The following is a 7,616-nucleotide window of genomic DNA, read 5'->3' on the forward strand; positions in this document are numbered from 1 at the left end:
CGCCTGTTGCCGATCCGGCCACAGTCACGGCGGATATCGTTGCGACATGCGGGCGGCGTTCGGTTGGGTGTCCGCCTTCTTTTGACCGGACCGGCAACTGTGCCGTCTGTTGCCGATCCGGCCACAGTCACGGCGGATATCGTTGCGACATGCGGGCGGCGTTCGGTTGGGTGTCCGCCTTCTTTTGACCGGACCGGCAACTAGGCTGGCCCGGTGCAGGAAGAGTCCGATCTCGTCACCGGTGAGGCTGTGGTCCTCGACCTTCGGGTGGCCAAGCTCGCCAGCCGCGGCGCCGCGATGCTGCTCGACGTGCTGGTGCAGGGCGCGCTCCTGCTGATCGTCGTGATCACCGTGGCCGCGACCTCGTCCGACCTCGACCCGGCGCTCACGATCGCGCTGTTCCTGTCGGTGTTCGTGCTGATCGTGATCGGCTACCCGGTCCTGTTCGAGACGCTCAGCCGCGGCAAGTCGCTGGGCAAGATGGCGCTGGGCCTGCGCGTGGTCCGGCTCGACGGCGGCCCCATCCGCTTCCGCCACGCCCTCACCCGCGCCCTCGCCGGCTTCTTCGTCGACTTCTGGGCCCTCGGGTTCCTGGGCGCGGTGGCCGTGATCGTCTCGCTGAGCTCGTCGAACGGCCGCCGCGTCGGCGACTACCTGGCCGGCACGCTGGTGATCCGCGAACGCGTGCCGCAGAGCGCGCAGGCCTACGTCGCGATGCCGCCGGGCCTCGAGGGCTGGGCCGCGCAACTCGACCTCAGCCGCCTGCCCGACGACCTGGCGCTCGCGGCGCGCCAGTACCTGAACCGCTTCCACGAGCTGCGTCCCGACGCGGCCCACGCGCTCGGCCAGGGGCTCGCCGACCAGACGGCCCACGCCGTGGGGGTGGCGGTGCCGTACGAGATGCCGGCGTGGGTGTTCCTCTCGGCGGTGCTGGCGGAACGGCGCAACCGCGACCAGGCGCGGCTGGCACAGCAGGTGTACGCGGGGCCGCAGCAGCAGGCGTACCAGCAGCAGCCCTTCCAGCCACAGCCCTTCCAGCCACAGCCCTTCCAGCAGCAGCCGCCGTCTCAGCAGTTCCAGCCGCAGCAGTTCAAGCCGGCCACCCAGCAGACTCCGCAGTTCCAGCAGCAAGTCCAGCCGACGGCCCAACAGCTTCAGCCGGTCGCGCCCGAGCCTCAGCAGCAGTTCCAGCCGGTTGCGCAGCAGACCCAGCCGCAGCAGTTCGAGCCCGCCGCGCAGACCCACCCGCAGCAGTTCGAGCCCGCCGCGCAGCACCCGTCCCAGCCGGTCGCCCAGCAGTACCCACCGCAACAGCCCGCGCCACCGGCCCCGCCGGAGCGGGAGCCGGAGCCGGAGAACCCCTTCACCCCGCCGAGCTGACCCGATGCTCCTCGAACTCGCCACGGCGCTCGCCGGGCTCACCGCCGACGTCACCGCCACGGCCCACCCCGACGGCTCCGTCACGGTCACCGAACAGGTCACCACTGCCACGCCCGCCACCCACCGCATCGCCCTGCGCGTGGCCACCACCGACGACGAGGACCGCGTCTACACCGTCCGCGACGCCCGCCTCACCGGCTCCGGCCACCTCGACGAGGACTCCGAAGGCCTCGTCGCGACCTACACCGGCCCCGCCACGCTCTCGTACACAGTGGACGGTGCCGTCGCCGACGGCGGCCAGCTGCGCTGGCAGGTCACTGGCGGCTGGGACGCCGACCTCATCCGGCTCACCACGGCGTTCAGCGCCCCGGGGATCTCCGCAGTGGACTGTTACGCCGGCGCGATCGGCTCGGCGCGCCACTGCACGTTCTCCGAGCTCGGCGCCGGCGGCATCGCCCGCGTCGAGCAGGACGGCCTGCGCCGCGGCGAGCGCGTGGACCTCGCGGTCGACATCCCACCCGGCGCGCTGCCCGTCAACGCCCGGTTCGTCGCGGTCTCCCCGGTGGCCGACTTCTTCAAGGGCCCGGGCATTCCCGTGCTCGCCCTGGTCCTGCTGCTGATCGCCGCCGTGCCGACGTGGCTGCACCGTCGACGTGGCAAGAACCGCTTCGAGGTGCTCAGCCGTGGCTAGTCTCCGCAGTTTCGCCGTTGTCCTGGCGATCCCGGCCCTGGTCTTCGCCGCGACCCCGGCCCAAGCCCAGGATCTGCCGACCCTGCCGCAAAGCGCCGAGGTCACGCTCAAACTCCAGCGCGACGGCACCCTGTCCGTCACCGAGGCCGTCTCCGTCCCGGCCGGCACCACGATGACGCGCACCCTCCCGCTGCGCACCTACGCCGACGCCGGCCACGACCGCGTGCTCACCGTGCGCGACCTCAGCATCGAGGGCTCCGGCAGCACGCAGACCACGGACGACCAGATCGTCGTCGACCTGCGCGGTGGCACTTCGGTGGTCCGCTACACCGTGGCGGGCACCGTCGGCCGCACGCTCGGCGTCGAGCACCTGACTTGGGACCTCGCCGGCGGCTGGGACACCCGCCTGGAGCTGCTGCGCGCGACCTTCGCCGCGCCGAACCTGCCCGACGCCGTGACCTGCCTGGCGGGCCCGCCCGGCTCCGCCACCCCGTGCGGCGCTGCGCAGCTCGACCACTCCGGGCTCACGCGCGTGTCGGTGTCGAAGCTGGCGCCGGGCGACCGCGTGGAGCTCACCGCGGAGCTGCCTGCCGGCACCGTGCCCGCGACCGAACAACTCGTGCCCGCGAAGTCCGTGGCCGGGGCCTTCCTCGTCACCACCCCGATCCTGGCCGCGTGGCTCGCCTTGTCGGCGCTCGTCGTCGCCGGCCTCGGCACGCTGCTGGTCCTGCGCCGACGCGACCGGAGCGCCGTGCTCCCGGTCCGGCTCGAAGCCGACGGCCAGTTCTCCTCACCCCAGGGCGTGCTCCCCGGCCATGTCGGGTTCCTGCTCACCGGCCGTACCGACGACCTAGACGTCGCTGTCACCGTGCTCGACCTCTGCGTCCGCAACTACCTGTGGGTCAGCGAAGACGGGCAGGAAGGCTGGATCCTGCACCGCCGCAACCCACCCGACGAGTACCTCACCGCCTTCGAACGGACGGTCTACGAAACCGCCGTCCCCGGCGATTCGGCGCTGCTGTCGACCATCACACCGGACATCGAGGACGAACTGCGCACCGCCGTCGTCCGCCGCGGCTGGCTCGCGCGCCGGCCCGGGCAGCTCGCCAAAATCGCCGTCCGCCTCTGCATTTACGGTGTCTTCCTCACTGCCCTGCTCGCCTTCACCGCCGGCTACGCCCAGCTCGGCCTGGTCGTGGTCGCCACCGGCGCCGCGCTCGCCCTCTTCGCCCAGTGGCTGCCTCCGCGAACGCAGGACGGCAGCCTCCTGCGCGACCAACTCCTGGGCCTGCGCAACCAACTGGCCCACCCGGGAGAAGTCACCGAACTGATTTTCTCCCGCGCCCTCCCGTACGCCCTCGCGCTCGGCGAAGCCGACCGTTGGCTCGGCACGCTCGCGGAACCGGTTTGTTCGCTTCAGGCGTACTGGTTCGGCGCCCCCGCCACACCCGCCCGGACCAGTGCTTTCCTGGCCGCGCTCGGCGCCGCGGCCACGAGCGCGCGCCACGCGTTGGGAGCGGTGCCACCAGCCGAGCCGAGGGTCGGGTCGTCTGCGTAGGGTGGGGGCATGGCCGATCCCGAGCTCGTCCGTTTCACGATTGACAACGGTTTGCGCGTGGTGCTCGCCCCGGACCCGACCGCGCCTGTTGTCGGGGTCAGCGTGCACTACGACGTGGGCTTTCGTTCCGAGCCGGAGGGGTTGACGGGTTTCGCGCACCTCTTCGAGCACTTGATGTTCCAGGGCAGTGAAAGCCTGGAGAAGCTGGCCCACTTCCGCCACGTGCAGTCGAGCGGCGGGACCTTCAACGGGTCCACCCACCCCGACTACACCGACTATTACGAGGTGCTGCCGTCGGCGGCCCTCGAGCGCGCGCTGTTCCTCGAAGCCGACCGCATGCGTGCGCCGAAGCTGACCGCGGAGAACCTGGCGAACCAGATCGAGGTCGTCAAGGAGGAGATCCGCCTCAACGTGCGCAACCGCCCGTACGGCGGGTTCCCCTGGATCCTGCTGCCGCCGGTGCTGTACTCGACGTTCGCCAACGCCCACGACGGCTACGGCGCGTTCGAGGATCTCGAAGGGGCGACGCTCGACGACTGCGCCGCCTTCTTCGACACCTACTACTCGCCGGCCAACGCGGTGCTCACCGTCGCCGGCGACTTCGAGGTGGAGAACGCCAAGGCGCTCATCCAGAAGCACTTCGGCGACGTGCCGCACCGCCCCGCGCCCGTCCGCCCGTCGTTCGCCGAGCCGCTGCCCACCACGGAGCTGCACGGCGAGCACGAGGACGCGCACGCGCCGCTGCCCGCGATCGCCGTGGGCTACCGCATGCCCGACCCGATCAACGACCTCGACGGTTACCTCGCGTACCTCGTGCTGGCCGGCGTCCTCACCGACGGTGACGGTTCCCGCCTGCAGCAGCGCCTGGTGCACCGCGAGCCGCTGGTGGTCGACATCGGCGCCGGCGCCGGGCTGTTCGGCCCGTTCGAGGCGCGCGACCCCGACACGTTCACGATCACCGCGATCCACCCGCCGGACGTGGAGCGCGAGCGCGTGCTGGCCGCCCTCGACGAGGTGCTGGACGAGCTCGCGACGACGCCGCCCGACGAGCAGGAGCTCAAGAAGGTGACCGCGCGCTGGGCCGCGAGCCTGCACTCGGAACACGACCGGCTGGTGTCGCGCACGCTGGCGCTGGGCGCGTTCGAGCTGCTCTACGGCGACGCGTCGCTGGTGCACCGGCTGGCCGATCGCATGTCGGCGGTCACCGGCGAAGCCGTTTCGGCCGCGGCGAAGGCGCTGCGCCCCGACGCGCGCGCTGTGCTCGTCGTGAAGCCCGCCAACTCCGAAGGGATGGACGCGCAGTGACTTCGGCTACGCACCGCAGCGCGCAGGAAATCGGCCGCACCGCGACCGGTCCGCGTCCGCTGCCCGAGCTGGGCGCGCAGCGCGCCGCTACCGACCTGTCCCATGTGGACACCACGCTGAGCAACGGCCTGCGCGTGCTGGCCGTGCGCAAGGCTTCGGTCCCGCTGGTCGAGGTGCGGCTGTGGATCCCGTTCGCGGGTGAGGACGCGCTGCACCCGGCCACCGCGGAGGTGCTGGCCGAGACGCTGCTCACCGGCACCGCGAAGCGCGACCGCGTGGAGATCGACGCCGAGCTGGCGCTGATCGGCGGCGACCTCGGCGCGGGCGTGGACCCGGAACGCTTGTACCTCAACGGTTCCGCGCTCTCCGATGGCCTGCCGACGCTGCTCGACGTGCTCGGCGACGTGCTGACCGGCGCCACCTACGGCGAGCCCGAGGTGACCCGTGAACGCGAGCGGCTGATCGAGCGCATCGCGGTGTCGCGCACGCAGCCGCGCACGATCGCGCGGGAGGCGTTGCAGAAGCAGCGCTACGGCGACCACCCCGTCACGCGTGAGGTCCCGCAGGCCGCTGATGTTGCTGCCGTCGTTCCCGAGCAGGTGCGGGCGCTGCACGCGGCTTCGGTGCTGCCGCGGGGTTCCGTGCTGGTGATCGTGGGCGACATCGACCCCGACACCGTGCCGGCCGAGCTCGAACGCGCGCTCGGCGGCTGGGCCTCGGACCGCTCGGCTCTCGTGCTTCCGCCGCTGCCGGAGCTGACCGGCGGCAACGTTCTGCTGGTGCCGCGCGCCGGCGCCGTGCAGTCGCAGATCCGGCTTTCGGCCCAGACGGTGGCCCGCACGCACCCGTCGTACGCGGCGCTGCAGCTGGCGAACCTGGCCTTCGGCGGGTACTTCTCCTCGCGCCTGGTCGAGAACATCCGTGAGGACAAGGGTTACACGTACGGCGCCCACTCCGGCTTCGAGTTCACCGGCGAGAACGCGGTGGTGAACGTAGACGCCGACACGGCCAACGAGGTCACCGCCGCCGCGCTGCTCGAAACGCGCTACGAGCTGGGGCGCCTCGGCCTCGTGCCGCCGACGGCCGAGGAGGTGGAGTCGGTGCGCCAGTACGCGATCGGCTCGCTGCTCACCTCCACGTCGTCGCAGTCGGGTCTGGCCGGGCAGATCATGGCGCTGGCAACCACCGGTCTCGGCGTCGAATGGCTGCAGGAACACCCGGCGCGGCTCGCGGCCGTGACGGGGGAGCAGGTGGCCGAGGTGGCGCTGGAGTACTTCGCGCCCAAGCGGTTCACCGGCGTGGTGGTCGGCGACGCGGAGCTGCTCGCGCCGAAGCTGACCGCGCTGGGCGACGTGACGGTGGGCTCGGAGACGGCCGACTGATGATCGTACCGTTCACCCTGGAGTCGCTGCCGACCCTGGCGCGGTCCACTGTGGACCGTCAGGAGACGTTGCGCACCAACCCGGAGCGCCTCGTCTCCAAGTGGTCCGAGGCCCGCGTGGTGCTGCTCGACGACACCGGCCGCACGCCGGTGGCCGAGGGCAGCTCCTCGCTGGCCGCCCGCAAGGCCATCGACTTCGGCACGGAACCCCCGGCCGACGCGGTGTTCCTCGGCGAGTGGGAGGACACCGACTACTGGTCGCTGCCCGGCCGCCCCGAGGGCGACACGGACACCGTGAAGATGTCCGGCAGCTGGGGCGTCGTCGAAGAGGTCCCGCGCGTCGACGGCGAGATCTGGGTCGAGCTGCGCGGCTACGGCGACCAGCTGGACGACACGTCGGCCGGCCTGTTCACCACCGCCCAGGCCCTGCGCCACTGGCGGCGCCAGGCCCGCTTCTGCACCCGCGACGGCTCACCCACGAACCTGATCCAGTTCGGCTGGGCCAGCAAGTGCGAGGCCAAGGGCCACGAGGAGTACCCGCGCACCGACCCGGCCGTGATCTGCCTCGTCCACGACCAGGACGGCGTCAACGGCTCCCACGTGCTGCTCGCCCGCCAGCCGGTCTGGCCCGCGGGCCGCTACTCCGTTCTCGCCGGCTTCGTCGAAGCCGGCGAGTCGCTGGAGGGCTGCGTGTCGCGGGAGATCCGCGAGGAAGTGGGTGCTTCCGTCACGGACATCCGCTACCTGGGCAGCCAGCCCTGGCCTTTCCCCCGCTCGATCATGCTGGGCTTCACCGCCCGCGCCGACCGCTCGGCCCCACTGGTCCCCGCGGACGGCGAGATCGAAGAAGCCCTGTGGGTTTCCCGCGACGAGGTCCGCGCGGCGTTCCGCAACAGCGCCGGCGGCGAGGCGGTCCCGACCCCGATCGCGGGTGGTGCTTCGGAGATCATCCTGCCGGGCAACTCGTCGATCGCTCGCGTGATGCTGAAGGCGTGGGCTGACGCGGAGGAATGAGGCTTCGGTTTCGCTCGTGACAGGGCCCTTCCCGGCTTGAGCCGGGGAGGGCTTTTGTCGTTTCGCGTCAAGTGCTCGCCTGCACCTGTCCACAGGGAACCCTTCGTGAGCGGGGTTGTCCACAGATTCCGCTTCGGCCGTTTTTCGAGGTCAGGGGCCGATAGACTGGGACGGGGACGCCCCCCGCCCTCCGGCGGTTTCTAGGGGTCGTTGCAACACCTGAGTGATCAGGGGTTGTTCATGGCTTCAGGGTTTCGGGATCGAGCCGGGCCGGTGAGGGTTCGGGC

Annotated in this window: 5 protein-coding genes and 1 pseudogene; all 6 read left to right on the top strand. The window is 71.5% G+C overall.

The window, feature by feature from the left end; translation table 11 throughout:
• Positions 1–213 precede the first annotated feature (213 nt).
• Positions 214–969: pseudogene (locus tag AB0M56_RS41680) on the top strand (RDD family protein); the annotation flags it as partial.
• Positions 970–1,384: 415 nt separating this feature from the next.
• The gene (locus tag AB0M56_RS41685; protein ID WP_364186557.1) at positions 1,385–2,071 is read left to right on the top strand and encodes a DUF2207 domain-containing protein; all 687 of its coding nucleotides are present in this window, start codon (positions 1,385–1,387) and stop codon (positions 2,069–2,071) included.
• On the top strand, positions 2,064–3,629 hold the full coding sequence (locus AB0M56_RS41690; RefSeq protein WP_364186559.1) for a DUF2207 domain-containing protein: 1,566 nt from the start codon (positions 2,064–2,066) through the stop codon (positions 3,627–3,629). The genes AB0M56_RS41685 and AB0M56_RS41690 overlap by 8 nt, the downstream gene beginning before the upstream one ends.
• A gap of 9 nt (positions 3,630–3,638) precedes the next feature.
• Positions 3,639–4,934, top strand: coding sequence for a pitrilysin family protein (locus tag AB0M56_RS41695; protein ID WP_364186560.1), 1,296 nt, complete (start codon positions 3,639–3,641; stop codon positions 4,932–4,934).
• Positions 4,931–6,316 carry a pitrilysin family protein gene (locus tag AB0M56_RS41700; RefSeq protein WP_364186562.1) on the top strand — a complete coding sequence of 462 codons (1,386 nt, stop codon included), beginning with the start codon at positions 4,931–4,933 and terminating at the stop codon, positions 6,314–6,316. Before AB0M56_RS41695 ends, AB0M56_RS41700 begins: the two co-directional genes overlap by 4 nt.
• On the top strand, positions 6,316–7,329 hold the full coding sequence (gene nudC, locus AB0M56_RS41705; protein WP_364186564.1) for an NAD(+) diphosphatase: 1,014 nt from the start codon (positions 6,316–6,318) through the stop codon (positions 7,327–7,329). Before AB0M56_RS41700 ends, nudC begins: the two co-directional genes overlap by 1 nt.
• Positions 7,330–7,616 lie beyond the last annotated feature (287 nt).

The sequence above is a fragment of the Amycolatopsis sp. NPDC051372 genome (assembly GCF_040682095.1).
GTDB lineage: Bacteria > Actinomycetota > Actinomycetes > Mycobacteriales > Pseudonocardiaceae > Amycolatopsis.